Below are 17009 nucleotides of genomic sequence, written 5' to 3'. Positions count from 1 at the left end.
GTGAGGTGAACACCGCAGTGCCGGAAATTATTCAGTAAGGCGCGAATAATTTATGCGCGACAGCCGTTGCAGACCGAACGCCCGGAAACGAAAAAGCCCTGCAGCGTGTTTCACTGCAGGGCTTTTCTATTTATTGGCGAAGCCTTGCCTCAGTTTCCCCGCTCTTTATTGGCTTGGGAGAGGACCGAGGCCGCGAGGGATTTCGTTTCCTGGCTGTATTTATCGCTCTGAAGCGCCTTCCCCGCTTTCTCTTCCATCTCTGCACTTGTCTGCTTATCCGTGCGGCTCTGAGCCAATGCGCAAGCCGCGAGGCTTTTGGCAATCGCTGAGGCATGGGGATTACTGAGGGTTTCAGCGGCCAGCGTTGCCATCGTGCTGGAGGTTTTTTTCGTGTTTTTACTCATGATGCAGTTCCTTTGCTGTGGGATTTCCTACCTGAAAATCGCTGAAACCAAGATAGTGAGTTACAGAAAAGGTCGCAACGCATTGCCTGTAGGCAAGGTTTGGGAAGTACGTGCGAAAGAGGCATCGGTCATGGAGTGCGGGCTAGAGCGTCGCATCGATTGCACTGATGATTACTATCGAACGGAGCGCCTGCTCGATTTTCACAACTGATTCCTATAATCGGCTCCAAATTCCCTCCCCTTCGCCTGGCTTCAGGCGACGTTCACCCTGGAACCCACCACTATGCCAAGTGCCAGCCAGGCCCCTCGCGGCCTTCCCGAACATAATCAACAGAGTGTCAAACAGCAGTGGCTGGCGATTCTCTCCGTCGCCGTAGGTGCTTTCGCCCTGGTGACCAGTGAGTTTCTCCCCGTCGGCGTACTCAACGACGTCGCCGGCGACCTCGGCATCAGCGCCGGCCACGCCGGCCTGATGGTGACCCTGCCCGGCATCATGGCCGCCCTCGCCGCGCCGTTGCTGTCTGTCAGCATCGGCGCCATGGACCGTCGCTACCTGCTGATCGGCCTGACACTGATCATGATCATCGCCAACTCGGTCGTGGCCTTCGCCAGCGACTTCAGCCTGCTGTTGTTTGGCCGCGTGCTGCTGGGTATCAGCATCGGTGGTTTCTGGGCCACGGCCATCGCCCTCAGCGGCCGCCTGGCACCCAAGGGTGTGGACGTCGCCAAGGCCACCTCGATCATCATGATGGGGGTGACGCTGGCCACCGTACTGGGCGTGCCCGTCGGCACCTGGCTCAGTGGCCTGATGGGCTGGCGCATGACGTTCCTGGTCACCGCGCTGGTGGGCGTACCGGTGCTGCTGGCGCAAATCTTCCTGCTACCCCGACTCGACCCGGAAAAGGCGATCCGCGTCAGTGACCTGCCAGCCCTGTTTATCAACCCACAAGCGCGGGTGGGCTTGATCGCTGTGTTGCTGATCGGCTTGGCACACTTCGCGGCGTACACCTATGTCGCGCCGTTCTTCAAATACAGCTCCGGTTTCGACGGGCCGACGATTGGCTCACTGTTGCTGCTCTTCGGCGTGGCCGGGGTGTTCGGTAATATCTTTGCCGGCTTCGCGGCCAACCGCAGCGTACGCCACACCTTGATGCTGGTTGCATTGATGATCGGCACCAGCACCGCGCTGTTCCCCTACTTCGCCACCGGCATGACCGGCGCAGCGATGCTGATCGGCTTGTGGGGCTTCGCCTTCGGCGCGTTCCCGGCCTGCGCCAGCATCTGGATGTTTGTGGTGGCGCCCAAGGACGTCGAACGCGGCATGCCGCTGTTTGTCGCCTTGTTCCAGGTGATTATTGCCCTGGGCTCATTCTTCGGCGGACGCATCGTCGACCAACTGGGCAGCTCGGTACTGTTGAGCCTCGCCACGGCGCTGGTGGGTGTAGGGTTCATGACCGTGCTGGTGCTGGGGCGCAAGGTGAGTAACAGCGTGGTGGCTCAGCCTGCCTGACCCGGACTGTCTCCACTAAAAAGCCTGCTGGACACTGAGTTCAGCAGGCTTTTTCAATTGAGCCGAGTCTCTGTGCCAGCGCCCGGTTAGCCCGCATCCTTGATCAGGATGAAAGAACTGAACGCCAGAAAATCACCTAAATGCTGAGTGATGATCGCAACGGTGATCGGCAGTTGAAGGGTTTGGTACTCATGCACTGCAAGGTCCAGATCGCTGTCGGCATGCACCTCCCCCCTTCGCTTGACTGCCAGATACATAGACAGCCATCAGATCAGGGAGACCCGCCAATAAATGCGCCAACACTTGTTCAAAGTTCATGCTGCGTCCTACGTGCCATCTGATGAATGACCGTAGCAGAACCCACCCGGAAATTTCTGCCTCAAACAAAAAACCCCAACAACAATTAAGTTATCGGGGTTTTTTATTTTTCAATAATGGCGGAGAGATAGGGATTCGAACCCTAGGTACCGGTGAAGGTACAACGGATTTCGAATCCGTCCCATTCGGCCACTCTGGCATCTCTCCAACGGCGCGCATCATAACAGCATGATTCGTGGATGCAAAGCGCCGAGGCGATTTTTTTCCGTGCTATCAGATGCTTGCGTCGATTAAAGCGGTACGCCGAGACGATTGGCGACTTCTTCGTAGGCTTCGATGACGTCACCGAGGCCCTGGCGGAAGCGGTCCTTGTCCATCTTCTTCTTGGTGTCCTTGTCCCACAGGCGGCAGCCGTCCGGGCTGAATTCGTCGCCCAGGACGATGGAGCCGTCGTGGAACACGCCGAATTCGAGTTTAAAGTCCACCAGCAGCAAGCCTGCGTCGTCGAACAGTTTGCTCAGTACGTCGTTGACCTTGAGGGACAGCTCCTTCATGCGAGCCAGTTGCTCAGCGGTGCCCCAGCCAAATGCCACGACGTGGGATTCGTTGATGAACGGGTCGCCCTTGGCGTCGTCCTTCAGGAACAGTTCGAAGGTGTAGGGATTGAGCTTGAGGCCCTCTTCCACGCCCAGACGCTTGACCAGGCTGCCGGCGGCGTAGTTACGCACGACACATTCAACCGGGATCATGTCGAGCTTCTTGACCAGGCACTCGTTGTCGCCCAGCAGCTTGTCGAATTGGGTCGGGATGCCGGCCGCTTCGAGCTTCTGCATGATGAAGGCGTTGAACTTGTTGTTCACCATGCCTTTGCGATCAAGTTGTTCGATGCGCTTGCCGTCGAACGCCGAGGTGTCGTTGCGAAACAGCAGGATCAGGCGGTTGGCGTCGTCGGTCTTGTACACCGACTTGGCTTTGCCGCGGTAGAGTTCTTCACGTTTTTCCATGATGGGCTCCGCTTGCTAAATGGTGGGCTAGGCGATGTGTCGCCAGTCGAGCCCTGAATCTTGATCGGCCAGTTGCAGCCAGTCCGGGTCGCACCCAAGGGTGTCGACAAAACATTGCCGGGCCAGCTGCGGCAGGTTGTTCTTGCTGCTCAGGTGGGCCAGGACCAGGTGTTGCAAGTCTTGCCAGCCCAACTCATACACCAGGTACGCCGCCTGGTGGTTGTTCAAGTGCCCCAGTTCGCCGCCCACCCGCTGCTTCAGGAAGTAGGGGTAATGACCGCGAGCCAGCAGGTCTCGGCAGTGGTTGGACTCGATCATCAAGGCATCGAGGTTCCGGTAGCCGTCCAGCACCTTGGCGCAGTACGAGCCCAGGTCGGTCAGTACGCCGAAACGCCGCTCACCGTCACTGAATACATACTGCGTCGGTTCCTGTGCATCATGCGCCACGGCAATCACATCGACGCTCAAGGCTCCGATCTGCAGCTGCTCGCCACCAGCCAGGAAACCTGCGGGTTCAATGGGTTTGCGCATCCCGCGCAAGGTACCGCGACTGAGGTACACCGGAAGATTGTAGCGCCGAGACAGCAAACCCACGCCATGCACGTGGTCGGCATGTTCGTGGGTCACCAGAATCGCGCTCAGCTGCGTGGGATGAACCCCCAGTCGCAGCAGGCGCCGCTCGGTTTCTTTCAAGGAGAAACCACAATCCACCAGCACGTACGTATCGTCGTGGGCGACCAGCGTACCGTTCCCTTGGCTACCGCTGCCGAGAACGGCAAAACGCACCGGATCAGCCCAGGTTGTCTTGAATCACGCCCAACACTTTGCGCGCTGTTTCAGCGGGCGCAACGGTATTGATGTTCTTCTCGACGGTCACCTGCACGCTTTCGCCAACCTTGCTCAGACGAACCTGGTAACGCTCGGCGCGGGTCTCGATTTCTTCCTTGGTCGGCTTGCTGCCGAACAGCTTGCCGAAGAAACCAGGCTCTTCATCTTTACGCTCGGCCTTCTCGGCCACGTTGATGTAGTACAGGCCCAGGCTGCGGTTGATGTCTTCAACACGCCAAGGACCCTGCTCCAGCGCGCGGCCGACACTGGCCCAGGCGCGGTCGAGGTCTTCACCCAGGTTCAGCACCACGTTGCCGCTGCCGTCTTCGGTGAGGCTGACGCGGCTCGGCGTGTCGTAATCACGTGCGGCGAGCAGGGAAACCGAACCGCCCTTCTCGGAGATACGGCTCATGCTGGCCAGCATCTCGTCGACCAGCGCCGAGTCGACGCCGGTATTGACCGAGCGGTTGGTGAAGTCGACATTGGCGGTGCTGCCGGCAGGACGCTCGGCGCTGACTACGTAGACTTCACTGGTATTACGCTGCACGCCTGGTTCGATGCGCACACGCACACGGGCTTCGCTGTCGGCGGCTACGCCACCGGCCTGCAGGCGCTTGGCCATGGTGGCGGACAGCTCGCTGCCCTGCTGCCATGCGGTGGTGAATTCACCGGTCTGCGGGCGCTGCTCGTCGATGCGGAAACCGTTGTCCTGGAAGAACTGCACAGCCACTGGCCAGACTTCGGCAGGTGGGCGCTGAGCCACGATCCAGCGGGAGTCGCCGCTCTTCTGCAGGCTGTAGTCGCTGGCATCCGCCACCGCCGAGATCGGCTGTGGACGGGGCACCACGTACTCACCCTTGGTGGTGTCGTCGGCGACGTTGCGCGGGATCGGCAACAACGGGTCAAGACGCTTGGCGACGTTGACACCCGGCGGCAATTCCATCGGTTTAGTGGGTTGTGCTTCCAGGTAATCGCTGCCGCGGTCACGGAAGTAGCCTTCCGGGCCCCAGATCCAACCGCAGCCACTGGTGCTGGAGATAATCAAGGCAAGTGCGGAAAGTCCGGCCAATCGCTTCATGCGTAGTGCTTCCTCAATTAAACCAGGACGCCGGACTGGCGCAGGGCCTGTCGCAGCGGTTCGTGACAGGCTTCGCTGAGACGGGTGAGCGGCAGACGGATACCGTCCGGCATCATGCCCATTTCAGTCAGTGCCCATTTCACGGGAATAGGGTTGGATTCGATAAACAGTGTCTTGTTGAGCGGCATCAGTTTCTCGTGGATCGCGCGGGCGGTCACGGCATCGCCGGCAATGGCGGCGGCGCACATTTCGCTCATGGCACGCGGGGCCACGTTGGCGGTCACGGAGATGTTGCCTTTACCGCCCAGCAGGATCAGCTCGACGGCGGTGGCGTCGTCACCGGAATACACCAGGAAATCGCTGCTCACGCCGACCAGGATGTCCTTGGCGCGCTGCAGGTCGCCGGTGGCTTCCTTGATACCGATGATGTTCGGCACGGTGGACAGGCGGATCACGGTCTCGGCCTTCATGTCGCACGCGGTACGACCCGGCACGTTATAGAGGATCTGCGGGATCTCGACGGCTTCGGCAATGGCGCGGAAATGCTGGTACAGGCCTTCCTGGGTCGGCTTGTTGTAGTACGGGGTCACCAGCAGGCAGGCGTCGGCGCCGGCCTTCTTGGCATTTTTGGTCAGCTCGATCGCTTCACGCGTCGAGTTGGCGCCCGTACCGGCGATCACGGCGATACGGCCCGCGACACGCTTGACCACGAATTCGATCACCTGGATGTGTTCTTCCACATCGAGGGTGGCCGATTCACCTGTAGTGCCGACCGCCACGATGGCATTGGTGCCTTCTTGCAGGTGGAAGTCCACCAGTTTGCCCAGGCTGTCCCAGTCGAGATGACCTTGTGCATCCATGGGTGTGACCAGTGCCACCATACTGCCCGCAATCATGCAACCGCTCCTGCCGGAAAAAGAGAGCCGTAATGGTACTGGCGCCAAGATGCTTGCACAAGCGAAGTACCGCCTGAGGAAGCGTTCTGGCGCAACTAAACGACGGGCAATGCCATCATTGGGCAAAAGCCTGCCCTGAAGCACGATGAAATCAGACCGATGACGCAATGAAAACGCCACCTCCTATCCCTTGGCGACGGTTTTCGCTACCCTTCATCCTTTGATCGATACAGCTCTTACAGTATCGACCGCTCATCGTTTTAGGAAGGCTGCATGTCCACCCCCACAGTTCGCGAACAATTCCTTGTTATCAGTGCCCTCGGCGCCAACCCCATGGAGCTGACCAACGTCCTGTGCCGCGCCAGCCATGAAAACCGCTGCGCCGTCGTGACCTCCCGCCTGACCCGCCATGGCGAGTGCAGCGCGCTGGTGCTGCAGATCTCCGGCACCTGGGATGCCCTGGCGCGCCTGGAGACCGGCCTGCCGGGCCTGGCCAAGAAACATGACTTCACCGTCAATGTGGTGCGCAGTGCTGCCCTGGAGAATCGCCCCCAGGCCCTGCCTTATGTGGCGTATGTCAGTTCGGCCTATCGCTCGGACATCGTCAACGAGCTGTGCCAGTTCTTCATCGACCACAACGTCGAGCTGGAAAACCTGACTTGCGACACCTACCAGGCCCCGCAAACCGGCGGGACCATGCTGAACGCCACGTTCACCGTGACCTTGCCGGCTGGCGTGCAGATCAGCTGGCTGCGCGACCAGTTCCTGGATTTCGCCGATGCCCTGAACCTCGACGCCTTGATCGAGCCATGGCGCCCACAGAACCCAATGTAAGGAAGTTTTCATGGCGGTAGTCATCGACAAACCCGTAGCCGATTTCGAAGCCCAGGCCACCAGCGGCCAGACCTTCAGCCTCGCAGCCCTCAAGGGCAAGCAAGTGGTGATCTACTTCTATCCGAAGGACAGCACGCCGGGCTGCACCACCGAAGGCCAGGGTTTTCGCGACCAATATGCAGCGTTCAAGGCGGCCAACACCGAAGTGTTCGGCGTGTCGCGAGACAGCGTGAAGTCCCATGAGAACTTCAAGGGCAAGCAGGAATTTCCCTTCGAGCTGATCAGCGACAAGGATGAAGCAGTTTGCCAGCTGTTTGATGTGATCAAGTTGAAGAAGCTGTACGGCAAGGAATACCTGGGCGTGGACCGCAGCACTTTCCTGATCGACAGCGAAGGTGTGCTGCGCCAGGAATGGCGCGGTGTGAAAGTGCCGGGCCATGTGGATGCCGTTCTGGCGGCGGCGCAGGCGTTGAACAAGGCTTGATCGCTGCGGCGACCTTTGGATTGTCATCGCCGGCAAGCCGGCTCCTGCATTTGTAACGCATCCCCTTGTAGGAGCCGGCTTGCCGGCGATGACGCCCTCAACCCCACCGCAACGTTCAAAGCAACGGCGCAACCACCGGTTCCTGCCGCGGCCACGCATCCAGCACCGCCTTGAACAGCGTCGCCAGCGGGATCGCGAAGAACACACCCCAGAATCCCCACAGCCCGCCAAACAGCAGCACCGCGCAGATGATCGCCACCGGATGCAGGTTGACCGCCTCCGAGAACAGCAGCGGCACCAGCACGTTGCCATCCAGGGTCTGGATGATCCCGTATACCGCCATCAGGTAGATGAACTGGTCGCTCCACCCCCACTGGAACAACGCGATCAAGGTCACGGGCACGGTCACCACCACGGCGCCGACATAGGGCACCACCACCGAAATACCCACCAGCAAAGCCAGCAAGGCTGCGTAGTTCAGGTCCAGGGCGATAAAGGCGATATAGGTCACGCCCCCACAGATAATGATCTCGATGACTTTGCCACGGATGTAGTTGGCGATCTGCCGGTTCATCTCTTCGGCCACGCGTGTGATCAGCGCCCGCTCGCGCGGCAGATAGCCACGCACCCAACGACCGATCATGGCGCGGTCCTTGAGGAAGAAGAAGACCAGGATCGGCACCAGCACCAGGTAGATCATGATGTTGACCAGCAGCGGCAGGCTGGACAGGGAAAAGGTCAGCGCCCACTGGCCGAACTTTCCGATCTCGCCGCGCGCCACTTCGATGGCTTGCAGCACCTGCTCGTCCGACACAAGGTGCGGATAACGCTCAGGCAACAGCAGCAACAGCGACTGCCACTTGGCAAGCATGCCCGGCAACTCATTGAACAGCGTGATCAGTTGGTGCCATAGCAATGGCAATACCACCACGATAAACAGCACCAACAGGCCCATGAACAAGGCAAATACCAGCCCTACCGCGGCCCCGCCCGGCAAGCGCAAGCGTTCCAGCGTGGTCACCAGACCCTGCATCAGATAAGCCAGCACCATCCCCGCCAACACCGGCGCCAGCATGCCGCCCAAGGTGAGCACGGCCGTAAAGGCCAGAAACAGCAGGACCGCCAGCACCACGGCCTCCTCATCGGAGAAGTAGCGCTGAATCCAGTCTCGTAACACTTTGAACATCAATCAACCTCGGGTGGTGGGGCAAACGGTTCAGGCCTTGCGCAACCAGTAACGGTACACACCGGCGGCGTCTTCTTCATGCAACAGGGTGTGGCCGGCCAGCTTGGCAAACGTGCGAAAATCACGCTGGGAGCCCGCATCCGTGGCGATAACCTTGAGCACTGCGCCACTGGCCAAACGATTGAGTTCCAGCTTGGCCTTGAGCAAGGGCAACGGGCAGTTGAGGCCGCTGGCATCGAGTTCGGCATCAAAGGCTACAGCGTCGGTCATGGTTTTACTCCGGACACGCATTTGGGTTGCTTAGAATATCTGGTCCGAAGCTCAGTGTCCGGCTACAGTAAGCTCTTTGTCGAAAGGCTTTGTGCATGACTTTTTTGCGCCCTACCCTGCTGACGCTGGCTTGCCTGCTGGCCTCCCCAGGCTTCGCTGACGACCTGCCGTCACTTGGCGACGCCAGTTCTGCCATTGTCTCGCCACAACAGGAATACCAGCTGGGCCGCGCGTGGCTGGCCTACCTGCGGGGGCAGGTCTCGCAACTCAACGATCCGCAGCTCAAGGACTACGTCGAAACCAGTGTGTACAAACTGGTGGAGACCAGCCAGGTCAACGACCGGCGCCTGGAGTTCATCCTGATCAACAGCCCGCAACTGAACGCCTTTGCCGCGCCCGGCGGTATCGTCGGCGTCAACGGTGGCCTGTTCCTCAATGCCCAGACCGAAGGGGAATATGCCTCGGTACTGGCGCACGAATTGGCGCACTTGTCCCAACGCCACTTCGCCCGTGGCGTTGAAGCGCAACAGCGCATGCAGATACCGATGATGGCCGCCCTGCTGGGCGGCATCATTGCAGCCGCCGCCGGCGCAGGCGATGCCGGCATTGCCGCCATTGCCGGCACCCAGGCCGCCGCGATCCAGGAGCAACGCCGGTTCTCACGCCAGAACGAACAGGAAGCAGACCGTATCGGCATCCTCAATCTGGAAAAAGCCGGCTACGACCCGCGTTCCATGCCGACCATGTTCGAACGCCTGATGCGCCAGTACCGCTTCGATGCCAAGCCACCGGAATTCCTGTTGACGCACCCGGTCACCGAATCGCGGATCGCCGATACCCGCAACCGAGCAGAACAAGCCAAGCCCGGCGGCAAGGAAGACAGCCTGCGCTATCAACTGATTCGCGCACGCGTGCAACTGCAATACGAAGACACCTCAGGCCTCGCCGCCAAGCGCTTCCAGGCGCAGCTCGACGAGAATCCGAAGAACGATGTGGCGCGCTATGGACTGGCTATCGCCCAGATCAAAGGCTCTCAGTTCAAACAGGCACGCGACAACCTGGCGCCGCTGCTGGCTAAAGCGCCCAACGACATCACCTACAACCTGGCCCAGATCCAGTTGGACATCGACAACAGCCGCCTGCCGGATGCCCAGCAGCGCACGGATCGGATGCTGACCCAATACCCGGGCAACTATCCGCTGAATCAGGTGCGTGTGGATCTGCTGCTCAAGCAGAACCGCACGGCGGATGCGGAAAAGGCGCTGGACAGCCTGCTCAAGTCTCGCCCGGATGACCCGGACGTCTGGTACCAGGTCGCCGAGACGCGCGGCTTATCCGGCAACATCATCGGCCTGCATCAGGCCCGCGCCGAGTACTTTGCGCTGGTGGGTGACTTCCAGCAGGCCATCCAGCAATTGGATTTCGCCAAGCGTCGCGCTGGCAACAACTTCCCGCTGTCTTCACGTATCGATGCGCGCCAGCGTGAGCTGATCGAACAGGAACGCCTGGTCAAAGGGATGATGAGCTAAACCCCTTTGTCCACAAAAAAGCCCCGCCTTCGTTAAACGAAGGCGGGGCTTTTTGTTTTACCGACTTACTCAGCCAGTTTGAAGGTGATGAAGCTCGCACGCCCTTGACGCAGCACACGCATCGACACCGAGCGGTTCTTCGGCAACGCCTTGGCGATGTCGGTGAATTGCTTGGTGGTATCGATCGCCTGGTTGTTCAGGTGGGTAATAACGTCACCCGGCTGCAAGCCGATCAGAGAGGCAGGGCCGTCCTGTACTTCCTTGATCACGACGCCGCTCTTGAGGTCGAAGGTCTTCTTCTGCTCATCGGTCAGCTCGGCCACGGCGATACCCAGGCGATTGCTGCTGCGCTCGGCACCAGGCTTGGCGTTGCCCAGGGCATCCAGTGTCGCGCCTTCTTCAGGGATTGCGCCCACCGTCAGCTCAACAGTCTGGCGCTTGCCTTCACGGATCACTTCCAGCTTGGCCTTGCTGCCAGCCTTGAGTGCGCCCACCAGATGCGGCAGGTCGGCCGACATGATGATCGGCTGGCCGTTCATGCTCAGGATCACGTCACCCACTTGCAAGCCACCTTTGGCAGCCGGGCCGTCGTCCTGGATTTGCGCGACCAGGGCACCAGCCGGCTTGTCGAGGCCGAAGGATTCAGCCAGGTCTTTGTTCACTTCCTGGATCACCACGCCCAACCAGCCGCGGCTGACCTTGCCGCCGCTTTTCAGTTGGTTGGAAACATCCATGGCCACGTCGATCGGGATGGCGAACGAAACGCCCATGAAGCCACCGGAACGGGTGTAGATCTGGGAGTTGATACCGACTACTTCGCCCGCCAGGTTGAACAGCGGACCACCGGAGTTACCCGGATTGATCGGCACGTCGGTCTGGATGAACGGTACGTAGTTTTCGTTCGGCAGGCTGCGGCCAATGGCGCTGACGATGCCTTGGGTAACGGTGTGGTCAAAACCAAACGGCGAACCAATGGCGACTACCCATTGCCCGGCTTTCAGGTCCTGGGATTTGCCCAACTTGAGCACAGGCAGGTCTTTACCTTCGATCTTCAGCAACGCCACGTCGGAGCGTGGGTCGGTGCCCACCAGCTTGGCTTTCAGCTCACTGCGATCGGCCAGGCGCACGAGGATCTCATCGGCGTCGGCAATCACATGATTGTTGGTGAGGATATAGCCATCCGGCGAGATGATGAAGCCAGAGCCCAGGGACTGAGCCTCACGCTGACCACCACCGCCACCACGGGGAGCGCGTTGTTGCGGCATGCCGCGCTCGAAGAACTCACGCAGCATCGGCGGCAGGCCTTCCAGGTCTGGCATCTGCTGGTTGGAGACTTTGCGATCCGGCAGTTTTTGCGTGGTACTGATGTTCACCACGGCAGGCGAGGCCTGCTCAACCAATTGGGTGAAGTCAGGCAGCTCCGCTGCTTGCGCAGGTAAGGCCTGGCCCAGCACCAACACCGTGGCGACTATGGATAGGTAAGACTTCAAACGTGGTATCGACATACAGCTCCCGTTACGACGAGCAGGGTTGAGCGACAGGGTTCAAGAAACGCCGGAAACTGCGACCGACATCTTTGTTCCGCGAACAAAACAAGGCCAGAGCCGACAAGCCCTGACCTATAAAAAACATGAGAGTTTTTTGCAAGTGAAAATACTGATCCAGACATTTCATGCTCTCGGCAGCCAACCTGGCATGCAAATACAGTGAAACGTCAGGATGAACATAGGATTAACGACTCACGGCTGGGTGGCTGGCTTTTTTTCACCGCGCACCGACAACGCGATACGTTCTGCGGTGCCGATCGGAATCTCACCCACCACCGTCACCATCATCTCGCCGTCCACCGTGTTGAGGCGCCGGGATACCGCAACCGTTGGGCCAAGCTGAGTACGGGTTTCGGTGACGCTCGCATCACTGATCGGCTCAAGGAACACCGAGAAACGTGCCAGGCCATCTTCATACATCAGGCTGTCGACTGTCGCTTTGGTCTGGGTGTCCCTGCGGGCGCTGGTATTGGTCAGCTGAAAGCCCGGCGGCAGCCATTCCATATGCCACGTCTCGGTAGACTGCACTTCTGGCGCTTTGCTATTGGTGGCGGCAATAGGCGTGCATTCACTGCTGGGCTGTAGATCGCGATCATCAGGTATCTGCGAAGTATCCAACCGTGTGAACTGGAAACGCTCCAGCAATTGCCCTTGATCGTTCAGCAGCAGGGATTTGAGCGGCAGCGCGGTCTCTCGATCCAGATGCAGCTCAAAACCATAACGGTACTGGTCGCGCGGCGTGATCGATACGATGACGGCATTTCTACCGGCCACGCGCGATTTGCCGATGACGGCCAGTTCGTAGAATTGATTGAGTTTTTGCGGATCAAGCGCACGTGATGGTGCATCACGCGAATTGCCAAGGCCTGCGACGAGGGTGCCGCTGACACATTGCGTCCGGCCATCCAGCCGCACGACTTCCTGGGCAGAACCATCAAGCTGCAAGAGCCGCTCACGGACCTGACCATCCTGGACACGATGCCAGATATCATGGGTGGAAAAACTGCCGTTACGTTCATAGACGAACGTACCTTGAAAGCTTTGCTGCTGCTCTGCACGCCCAAGTCGAGTCAGCCAGTCTTGGGCTTCATCGGCATGGGCGGGGAGTGCAAACCAACCACTGAGCAAAAGCGTAAGGAGCGGTATGGCTCGCATAGAGCTCCTTACGGATTAGCGGTTTTCCAGGCTTGCCGCACGAGCGTATGGCAGAGCGCTTTCAGTGCCTTTCAGGGCCGATTCCTGTGCGTGTTGGCGCAGGTAGCCTGGAAGACGCTGGTCTTGCCAGCCGGATTGCCCTTGCAACACACCGTTGGCCATAGGGCCGGTGGTGTCAGAGCTTTCCTTGTAGCCGGCCAATACCGCAGGGCCTTTTACTTGTGGACCAGCCATGACCGGCTGCTGAGTCTGTTGAGCCAGTTCGGCACCAGCGATTTCGTCCTGGTTGTACAGGCGAACACCGGCCAACACTGCAACGGTCACCGAGGCAGCGACAGCCAGACGGCCCAGGCTACGCCATGGACCACGAGCAGCTTTTGCCGGAACGGCTTCATCAGCCAGCGCAGCAGAAACGGCCGCAGCAATATCCAGACGAGGGATTAGAAGATCCTTGTGCATCACCGCCCGAGCGACTTGGTAACGAGACCAGGTATCACGGGTTTCGGCATCGTCAAATGCGTTGAGCACTCGACGAAGTTCCAGTTCATCCGCTTCGTTATCCATCACTGCGGACAGCGATTCCTGCAGGGCATCACGACTCATGGCGGTTCCTCTCTTGGCTGTCGCCGCTGTCTTTAGTTTTCTTGCAACAACGGTTGCAAGGCTTTATCGATGGCTTCCCGGGCCCGGAAAATCCGTGACCTTACAGTCCCCACCGGACACTGCATGACGCTCGCAATGTCTTCGTAACTCAGACCATCGAATTCACGTAAAGTTAACGCCGTACGTAAATCTTCTGGCAGCTGTTGAATTGTGCGATGAACGGTGCCTTCGATCTCGTCGCGCAGCAATGCACGCTCCGGCGACTCGAGATCTTTGAGGCCGTGATCACCATCGTAAAATTCTGCATCTTCCGAACTAACATCACTATCTGGTGGGCGGCGTCCGCGAGACACCAGATAGTTCTTCGCCGTGTTGATGGCGATGCGGTACAACCACGTGTAGAACGCACTGTCACCGCGAAAGTTACCAAGTGCACGATAAGCCTTGATAAAGGCTTCCTGTGCAACGTCCTGCGCTTCATGGGTGTCGTGCACAAACCGCACGATCAACCCGAGAATTTTGTGCTGGTATTTCAGCACTAGCAGATCAAAAGCTCGCTTGTCGCCGCGTTGAACGCGCTCGACCAGCTGCTGATCCTCTTCCTGGGTTAGCATGAACACTCCTCGTTGTGCTTGAAGGAGGCTTGCATAACTAAACGATCAGGCTTGCAAACATAGACTCGGTCTTTTCGCAAAAGTTCTCCCCCTCCAAGCAAGTTTCCGGCACGCACTGATTTGGCACACACGAAAAACGCAGTACGGCCAACGCCGACTGCGCGAATAATCTTGTCGCCGGTTTTCTGACGCGTCCAATGCTCCCGACGGGCCAATAAACTCAACGTTTTCCCAGCTTTCGGGCAACCTGCTATTGAGTCGGGGCTTATGCAAAAAGTTCCGTTTCAATAACCCGTCGATTTTACCCAAGCCGTGCACCGTAATCTCACATTGCCACGAATGCCCGGCTATTGTGCCGCTCCACCCCTCTATATACTAGTAGCCCGTGTGACCCTTTGATTCGCCGATCCAGGCGTCCTGTTAGCGCCACCTCTTCGGATCGCTTTTTGCGGAATCCTTCCAATGAGCCAACAGTTTCAACACGATGTCCTGGTGATCGGTAGCGGCGCGGCCGGATTGAGCCTTGCGCTGACCCTCCCCAGCCACCTGCGCATTGCGGTACTGAGCAAAGGCGATCTGGCCAATGGCTCGACGTTCTGGGCCCAGGGCGGTGTCGCTGCCGTGCTGGACGACACCGACACGGTGCAATCCCACGTCGAAGACACCCTCAACGCCGGTGGCGGCCTGTGCAATGAAGAGGCGGTGCGCTTCACCGTCGAGCACAGCCGCGAGGCGATCCAGTGGCTGATCGACCAGGGCGTGCCGTTCACCCGTGACGAACACGCAGGCAGCGATGATGGCGGTTTCGAGTTCCACCTGACTCGCGAAGGCGGCCACAGTCACCGTCGTATCATCCACGCCGCCGACGCCACCGGCGCCGCGATCTTCAAGACGCTACTCGAACAAGCCCGTCAACGCCCCAACATCGAACTGCTGGAGCAACGCGTCGCCGTCGACCTGATCACCGAAAAACGCCTGGGCCTCGACGGCGAGCGCTGCCTTGGCGCCTACGTACTCAACCGTGGCAGCGGCGAAGTCGACACCTACGGTGCGCGCTTCACCATCCTCGCCTCCGGTGGCGCGGCCAAGGTTTACCTCTACACCAGCAACCCCGACGGCGCCTGTGGTGACGGCATCGCCATGGCCTGGCGTTCCGGCTGCCGGGTGGCGAACCTGGAGTTCAACCAGTTCCACCCCACCTGCCTGTACCACCCTCAGGCCAAGAGTTTCCTGATCACCGAAGCCCTGCGTGGCGAAGGCGCCCACCTGAAGCTGCCCAACGGCGAACGCTTCATGCAGCGCTTCGACCCACGCGCCGAACTGGCCCCACGCGATATCGTCGCCCGCGCCATCGACCATGAAATGAAGCGCCTGGGCATCGATTGCGTCTATCTGGACATCAGCCACAAGCCCGAAGCCTTCATCAAGACCCACTTCCCCACCGTCTACGAGCGCTGCCTGGCGTTCAACATCGACATCACCAAAGGCCCGATCCCGGTGGTACCCGCAGCGCACTACACCTGCGGCGGCGTGATGGTCGACCAGCATGGCCGCACCGACGTCCCGGGCCTGTATGCGATTGGCGAAACCAGCTTTACCGGCCTGCACGGCGCCAACCGCATGGCCAGCAACTCGCTGCTCGAATGCTTCGTCTATGCGCGCTCTGCGGCGGCGCACATTCTCGAAAAACTGCCACGCACGCCCGTGCCCGCCGCCCTGCCCCGCTGGGATGCGAGCCAGGTCACCGATTCGGACGAAGACGTGATCATCGCGCACAACTGGGACGAACTGCGCCGCTTCATGTGGGACTACGTAGGGATCGTGCGCACCAACAAGCGCCTGCAACGCGCGCAACATCGCGTACGGCTGCTGCTGGATGAGATCGACGAGTTCTACAGCAACTACAAAGTCAGCCGCGACCTGATCGAGTTGCGCAACCTGGCGCAGGTGGCCGAGCTGATGATCCGTTCGGCGATGGAGCGCAAGGAAAGCCGTGGCCTGCACTACACCCTCGACTACCCGCAGATGCTGCCCGAGGCCCGCGACACTATTCTGGTGCCAACCACCTACGGCGGCTGAACTTCAGGCGTACCCGCAGGCGCCGATGCACATCGGCGACCTGCGAATCCCTGGGCACACACACCGAACGCACCCGCCATTCGCCCTGCACCCGATAACGCAGCACGACAATCAACGGCAGGGCGAGACTATCGGGACGCAACTGCACGCTGTGCCAGCCTTGTTCGGCATTGAATAACTGCCAGCCATCCGCGTCGCGACGCAGGCCACTAATCGACGAACGGTGAGTCAACAGGACAGAACGCGGCAAAACCCAAGCGGCGTGCGCCAGGCACAGCAACAGGCCAAGGTTTGAATAAGGCAAATCCATCAATAACAGCGCACCCAGCGCAAACAGCTGGGCAAGGAGATACGCCGCCAGCAACAGCCGTGAGGCCTGCCAGCGGCATTCGAAGCTATTACTTGGGCTGGACACGATCCAGGATCATCCGAACCATGCGCTGAAGCTCCGGATCTTCAGATTCGGCGCGCTCCATGAACCAGCCGAACATGTCCTGATCCTCGCAAGTCAGCAACCTGACGTAGAGGTCGCGATCCACCTGATTGAGCGTCGCGTACACTTCTTTGGTGAAAGGCACCAACAACACATCCAACTCCAGCATGCCACGACGGCTGTGCCAGTAGAGGCGATTGATTTCTACTTCTTCGACCATGGAGCGCTCCTCAAATA

19 protein-coding genes, 1 tRNA gene and 1 pseudogene are annotated in these 17009 nt (G+C 59.5%); 6 read left to right on the top strand and 15 right to left on the bottom strand.

The features are described from left to right. Positions 1–149: 149 nt before the first annotated feature. Complete coding sequence (locus BM70_RS0107410) at positions 150–404, bottom strand: hypothetical protein (protein ID WP_025855407.1); 255 nt, start codon at positions 402–404, stop codon at positions 150–152. Between BM70_RS0107410 and BM70_RS0107405 the strand changes: the two genes are divergently transcribed. Together BM70_RS0107405 and BM70_RS0107400 are read left to right on the top strand one after the other, a co-directional pair. Next, entirely contained in the window at positions 403–615 is a 213-nt protein-coding gene (locus tag BM70_RS0107405; protein ID WP_025855406.1) for a hypothetical protein, read from the top strand. The genes BM70_RS0107410 and BM70_RS0107405 overlap by 2 nt on opposite strands. Before the next feature lie 72 nt (positions 616–687). Then, positions 688–1914 carry an MFS transporter gene (locus tag BM70_RS0107400; RefSeq protein ID WP_025855405.1) on the top strand — a complete coding sequence of 409 codons (1227 nt, stop codon included), beginning with the start codon at positions 688–690 and terminating at the stop codon, positions 1912–1914. Between the two features lie 86 nt (positions 1915–2000). Here the strand turns inward: BM70_RS0107400 and BM70_RS33300 are convergent. The 6 genes and pseudogenes from BM70_RS33300 to dapA all read right to left on the bottom strand — a co-directional run. Beyond that, a pseudogene (locus BM70_RS33300) lies at positions 2001–2120 on the bottom strand (toxin-antitoxin antitoxin component); the annotation flags it as partial. Positions 2121–2349: 229 nt separating this feature from the next. Continuing rightward, positions 2350–2439: transfer RNA gene (locus BM70_RS0107390), tRNA-Ser, on the bottom strand. Positions 2440–2522: 83 nt separating this feature from the next. Then, entirely contained in the window at positions 2523–3236 is a 714-nt protein-coding gene (gene purC, locus BM70_RS0107385) for a phosphoribosylaminoimidazolesuccinocarboxamide synthase (RefSeq protein ID WP_010212191.1), read from the bottom strand. Between the two features lie 27 nt (positions 3237–3263). Then, on the bottom strand, positions 3264–4022 hold the full coding sequence (locus tag BM70_RS0107380) for an MBL fold metallo-hydrolase (protein ID WP_025855404.1): 759 nt from the start codon (positions 4020–4022) through the stop codon (positions 3264–3266). 4 nt (positions 4023–4026) lie between these two features. Next, complete coding sequence (bamC, locus tag BM70_RS0107375) at positions 4027–5142, bottom strand: outer membrane protein assembly factor BamC (RefSeq protein WP_012722775.1); 1116 nt, start codon at positions 5140–5142, stop codon at positions 4027–4029. 17 nt (positions 5143–5159) lie between these two features. Further along, positions 5160–6038 (bottom strand): 4-hydroxy-tetrahydrodipicolinate synthase, encoded by an 879-nt coding sequence (gene dapA / locus BM70_RS0107370; RefSeq protein ID WP_025855403.1) that lies wholly within the window; start codon positions 6036–6038, stop codon positions 5160–5162. A gap of 273 nt (positions 6039–6311) precedes the next feature. Between dapA and BM70_RS0107365 the strand changes: the two genes are divergently transcribed. Both BM70_RS0107365 and BM70_RS0107360 read left to right on the top strand, forming a co-directional pair. Continuing rightward, positions 6312–6872, top strand: a complete 561-nt coding sequence (locus tag BM70_RS0107365; RefSeq protein ID WP_003172487.1) for a glycine cleavage system protein R — start codon at positions 6312–6314, stop codon at positions 6870–6872. Between the two features lie 10 nt (positions 6873–6882). Next, entirely contained in the window at positions 6883–7356 is a 474-nt protein-coding gene (locus BM70_RS0107360; RefSeq protein WP_025855402.1) for a peroxiredoxin, read from the top strand. Positions 7357–7471: 115 nt separating this feature from the next. Here BM70_RS0107360 and BM70_RS0107355 read toward each other — a convergent pair whose 3' ends face one another. Together BM70_RS0107355 and BM70_RS0107350 are read right to left on the bottom strand one after the other, a co-directional pair. Next, positions 7472–8542 carry an AI-2E family transporter gene (locus BM70_RS0107355; RefSeq protein WP_012722771.1) on the bottom strand — a complete coding sequence of 357 codons (1071 nt, stop codon included), beginning with the start codon at positions 8540–8542 and terminating at the stop codon, positions 7472–7474. A 30-nt stretch (positions 8543–8572) separates the two neighbouring features. Continuing rightward, positions 8573–8812, bottom strand: coding sequence for a sulfurtransferase TusA family protein (locus BM70_RS0107350; protein WP_010212198.1), 240 nt, complete (start codon positions 8810–8812; stop codon positions 8573–8575). Between the two features lie 95 nt (positions 8813–8907). Between BM70_RS0107350 and BM70_RS0107345 the strand changes: the two genes are divergently transcribed. Continuing rightward, on the top strand, positions 8908–10341 hold the full coding sequence (locus BM70_RS0107345; RefSeq protein WP_025855401.1) for a M48 family metalloprotease: 1434 nt from the start codon (positions 8908–8910) through the stop codon (positions 10339–10341). Between the two features lie 65 nt (positions 10342–10406). Here the strand turns inward: BM70_RS0107345 and BM70_RS0107340 are convergent, their stop codons facing one another. From BM70_RS0107340 to rpoE, 4 genes are all read right to left on the bottom strand, one after another. Continuing rightward, the gene (locus tag BM70_RS0107340; RefSeq protein ID WP_025855400.1) at positions 10407–11846 is read right to left on the bottom strand and encodes a DegQ family serine endoprotease; all 1440 of its coding nucleotides are present in this window, start codon (positions 11844–11846) and stop codon (positions 10407–10409) included. Positions 11847–12080: 234 nt separating this feature from the next. Beyond that, positions 12081–13043 (bottom strand): MucB/RseB C-terminal domain-containing protein, encoded by a 963-nt coding sequence (locus tag BM70_RS0107335; RefSeq protein WP_025855399.1) that lies wholly within the window; start codon positions 13041–13043, stop codon positions 12081–12083. 15 nt (positions 13044–13058) lie between these two features. Beyond that, a complete protein-coding gene (locus BM70_RS0107330) occupies positions 13059–13646 on the bottom strand; it encodes a sigma-E factor negative regulatory protein (protein ID WP_003172479.1) in 588 nt (195 codons plus the stop codon). A 32-nt stretch (positions 13647–13678) separates the two neighbouring features. After that, a complete protein-coding gene (gene rpoE, locus BM70_RS0107325) occupies positions 13679–14260 on the bottom strand; it encodes an RNA polymerase sigma factor RpoE (RefSeq protein ID WP_003172477.1) in 582 nt (193 codons plus the stop codon). Positions 14261–14722: 462 nt separating this feature from the next. Here rpoE and nadB point away from each other — a divergent pair, with 462 nt between their 5' ends. After that, on the top strand, positions 14723–16339 hold the full coding sequence (nadB, locus tag BM70_RS0107320; protein ID WP_025855398.1) for an L-aspartate oxidase: 1617 nt from the start codon (positions 14723–14725) through the stop codon (positions 16337–16339). Here nadB and BM70_RS0107315 read toward each other — a convergent pair. Continuing rightward, the gene (locus tag BM70_RS0107315; RefSeq protein WP_025855397.1) at positions 16308–16754 is read right to left on the bottom strand and encodes a protein YgfX; all 447 of its coding nucleotides are present in this window, start codon (positions 16752–16754) and stop codon (positions 16308–16310) included. The two genes, nadB and BM70_RS0107315, sit on opposite strands and share 32 nt — an antisense overlap. Further along, positions 16738–16992 (bottom strand): succinate dehydrogenase assembly factor 2, encoded by a 255-nt coding sequence (locus BM70_RS0107310; protein ID WP_012722757.1) that lies wholly within the window; start codon positions 16990–16992, stop codon positions 16738–16740. The genes BM70_RS0107315 and BM70_RS0107310 overlap by 17 nt, the downstream gene beginning before the upstream one ends. Positions 16993–17009 lie beyond the last annotated feature (17 nt).

It is taken from the genome of Pseudomonas sp. CHM02, from assembly GCF_000612585.1.
In the GTDB taxonomy this organism is placed as follows: Bacteria; Pseudomonadota; Gammaproteobacteria; order Pseudomonadales; family Pseudomonadaceae; genus Aquipseudomonas.
The sequence above is the reverse complement of the archived record's forward strand: the minus strand, read 5'-3'. Positions and strand labels throughout refer to the sequence as shown.

Bases quoted from the DNA above. Each gene is read 5' to 3' on its own strand.
- BM70_RS0107335 (WP_025855399.1), bottom strand. From the start codon at position 13,043: ATGCGAGCCATACCGCTCCTTACGCTTTTGCTCAGTGGTTGGTTTGCA.
- BM70_RS0107340 (WP_025855400.1), bottom strand. From the start codon at position 11,846: ATGTCGATACCACGTTTGAAGTCTTACCTATCCATAGTCGCCACGGTG.
- BM70_RS0107330 (WP_003172479.1), bottom strand. From the start codon at position 13,646: ATGAGTCGTGATGCCCTGCAGGAATCGCTGTCCGCAGTGATGGATAAC.
- BM70_RS0107360 (WP_025855402.1), top strand. From the start codon at position 6,883: ATGGCGGTAGTCATCGACAAACCCGTAGCCGATTTCGAAGCCCAGGCC.
- BM70_RS0107410 (WP_025855407.1), bottom strand. From the start codon at position 404: ATGAGTAAAAACACGAAAAAAACCTCCAGCACGATGGCAACGCTGGCC.
- BM70_RS0107405 (WP_025855406.1), top strand. From the start codon at position 403: ATGATGCAGTTCCTTTGCTGTGGGATTTCCTACCTGAAAATCGCTGAA.
- BM70_RS0107355 (WP_012722771.1), bottom strand. From the start codon at position 8,542: ATGTTCAAAGTGTTACGAGACTGGATTCAGCGCTACTTCTCCGATGAG.
- BM70_RS0107365 (WP_003172487.1), top strand. From the start codon at position 6,312: ATGTCCACCCCCACAGTTCGCGAACAATTCCTTGTTATCAGTGCCCTC.
- BM70_RS0107345 (WP_025855401.1), top strand. From the start codon at position 8,908: ATGACTTTTTTGCGCCCTACCCTGCTGACGCTGGCTTGCCTGCTGGCC.
- BM70_RS0107400 (WP_025855405.1), top strand. From the start codon at position 688: ATGCCAAGTGCCAGCCAGGCCCCTCGCGGCCTTCCCGAACATAATCAA.
- rpoE (WP_003172477.1), bottom strand. From the start codon at position 14,260: ATGCTAACCCAGGAAGAGGATCAGCAGCTGGTCGAGCGCGTTCAACGC.
- bamC (WP_012722775.1), bottom strand. From the start codon at position 5,142: ATGAAGCGATTGGCCGGACTTTCCGCACTTGCCTTGATTATCTCCAGC.
- nadB (WP_025855398.1), top strand. From the start codon at position 14,723: ATGAGCCAACAGTTTCAACACGATGTCCTGGTGATCGGTAGCGGCGCG.
- dapA (WP_025855403.1), bottom strand. From the start codon at position 6,038: ATGATTGCGGGCAGTATGGTGGCACTGGTCACACCCATGGATGCACAA.
- BM70_RS0107310 (WP_012722757.1), bottom strand. From the start codon at position 16,992: ATGGTCGAAGAAGTAGAAATCAATCGCCTCTACTGGCACAGCCGTCGT.
- BM70_RS0107350 (WP_010212198.1), bottom strand. From the start codon at position 8,812: ATGACCGACGCTGTAGCCTTTGATGCCGAACTCGATGCCAGCGGCCTC.
- purC (WP_010212191.1), bottom strand. From the start codon at position 3,236: ATGGAAAAACGTGAAGAACTCTACCGCGGCAAAGCCAAGTCGGTGTAC.